At 55.1% G+C, this 584-nt stretch carries 1 protein-coding gene; it reads left to right on the forward strand.

Annotated features, from left to right (window positions below):
* The coding region (locus AACY45_RS27565; RefSeq protein WP_339548625.1) for a sugar transferase at positions 1–431 on the forward strand (431 nt) is incomplete at its 5' end.
* Positions 432–584 lie beyond the last annotated feature (153 nt).

A 584-nucleotide genomic window follows, 5' to 3' on the forward strand; every position in this document is an offset into this window, starting at 1 on the left:
TGTATAAGTTTCGCACCATGAAAGTCGCGTTGGACAATGCCGGCGACGCACGGAACTTGGCGATCACCCGCGAAAAGGACGACCGGATCACGACATTAGGCCGGTTCTTGCGCAAATCCCGCCTCGACGAGCTGCCGCAGATTCTCAACGTTCTGAAGGGCGAAATGAGCTGGATCGGCCCGCGCCCGGAAGCGGAAGTCCTGTCGCGCTGGTACGAGCAGGAAATCCCTTTTTACCGCTATCGCCATATCGTGCGGCCCGGGATCGCGGGCTGGGCGCAAGTCTGCCAGGGACATGTTGCTGAAGTCGATGACGTCCGCAGCAAGCTGCACTATGATTTCTACTATATCAAACGCTATTCGCCCTGGATTGATTTGCTGATCGTCATACGCACCGTGCGGACGATGATGACAGGTTACGGTGCACGATAACGTTCGAAAAATCGTGGATCTGTCACGGAATAGGTGGTCATGAATAGCTTCGTTCATCAATTGGCTGATGTTCAATCACCGTCGATCGGCGAGGGCACTCGGGTCTGGCAGTTCTGCGTTATTCTGCCAAAGGCAGTAATTGGGCGGGAATGC

It is taken from the genome of Pseudomonas sp. RA_35y_Pfl2_P32 (assembly GCF_963970735.1).
Lineage (GTDB): Bacteria > Pseudomonadota > Gammaproteobacteria > Pseudomonadales > Pseudomonadaceae > Aquipseudomonas.